This window comes from Rhodopseudomonas sp. BR0C11, assembly GCF_010820945.1.
In the GTDB taxonomy this organism is placed as follows: Bacteria; Pseudomonadota; Alphaproteobacteria; order Rhizobiales; family Xanthobacteraceae; genus Rhodopseudomonas; species Rhodopseudomonas palustris_H.
The window spans coordinates 1-1341 of sequence record NZ_QTKI01000695.1; the positions used below are offsets into that span (position 1 = coordinate 1).

The 1341-nt window shown below is 60.9% G+C and carries 3 protein-coding genes; 1 reads left to right on the forward strand and 2 read right to left on the reverse strand.

Annotated features, from left to right (window positions below; genetic code table 11):
* The coding region (locus DYI24_RS26650; protein ID WP_164574462.1) for a helix-turn-helix domain-containing protein at positions 1-374 on the reverse strand (374 nt) is incomplete at its 3' end.
* 152 nt (positions 375-526) lie between these two features.
* On the opposite strand from DYI24_RS26650, the gene DYI24_RS26655 reads away from it, so the two are divergent.
* Complete coding sequence (locus tag DYI24_RS26655) at positions 527-706, forward strand: hypothetical protein (RefSeq protein WP_107342872.1); 180 nt, start codon at positions 527-529, stop codon at positions 704-706.
* Between the two features lie 7 nt (positions 707-713).
* On the opposite strand, the gene DYI24_RS26660 is transcribed toward DYI24_RS26655, so the two are convergent.
* A partial coding sequence (locus DYI24_RS26660; protein WP_164574463.1) for an ABC transporter permease occupies positions 714-1341 on the reverse strand: 628 nt, incomplete at its 5' end.

Consider the following 1341-nt stretch of genomic DNA (forward strand, 5'->3'; position numbering starts at 1 on the left):
GTGCCGCGCACGCTGTAGGCGAGATCCTGCATCAGCGGCCGGGCCAGCTGGCGGAACGGCATACCGGCAAGCAAGGGATGCAGCATCCGCAGCGCCCGAGCGCCCACCGCGTATTTCGCAATGCGCGCGTCGTAGTTCAGGTAACCGAGCTCGGCGAGCGTATGCGTCAGCCGGGCCACCGTCGGCCGCGGAATCCCGGTGCGGACCGAGATTTCCATATTGCCGAGCAGACCACCGCCCTCGAACGCCTCAAGCACCACAAGTCCCTTCGCGAGCGTCGTCGCAAACGCCCCATCGCTCGCGCTGTCGGCGAGGATGGGTTCGGCGGAGGGGGTGGGCATGAATGTTGGGCGGATGCGCGCGGTGTCAGTCATATTCCAAGTATCGGGAAGAATTTCTCCATTGTCCAATTTATTGCGAATTGAATGCGATCGCGTCCATTATGTGGACAAAACTGCTCACCCCGGAAGAAACCGTAAGAAACCGATTCCGGGCGTGGTGCGTTGACAGGCGGGAGGAACCCGCCATGAGCGAACGCAAGGAACTCGAGCCGCAGGATTTCCCGATCGAAACCGATCAGACCGCGCTGAAGACCAGTGACGGTCAGCCGATCGCCGAAGCCAAGAGCAAAAAGCTCGCCGACGATATCGCCGATCGCCTCAACGAGCAGGCGTATCGCGAGGAGCAGGACTGTTGGTCCGCCTGAGGCGACGTCAGTCCTGTGACGAGATGGTCTTGGCGAAGCGGATGCGGCAGATCGCGAGCGTGACAACGCCGATGACGAGCAACGCCAGAAGCTGTCGCCAGACCAAATCGAGACCAGCGCCACGGTACAGCACCGCCTGCGAGAACGAGACGAACTGCGTGTTCGGCGTGAACTGCATGACGAACTGCAGCCAAGGCGGCATCGTCTCGATCGGCGTACTGGCGCCGGACAGAAGATAGAGAATGACGATCACCGGGATCGCCAGCAGGCCGAACTGCGGCATCGTGCGCGCGTAAGTCGCCAGCAACAGACCGAGCGCCGTCACCGAAAACATAAACAGCACCATGCCGAAGGTGAACAGCGGCACCGAGCCGATGATCGGCACACTCAACACGCCTTTTACCATGAACTGCAGCGACAGCAGCGCAGCGATGATAATCACCGCGCCGTTGGCGATGATCTTCGACAGCATGATGTCAAGCGGCCTGACCGGCATCACCAGGAGATGCTCAATGGTGCCGCGCTCACGCTCCCGGATCAGCGCGGCACCTGTCAGAATGATCGACAGCGTCGCGATGTTGTTGATCACCTGCATCACCGAGGTGAACCAAGCCGAGTTCAGGTTCGGATTGAAC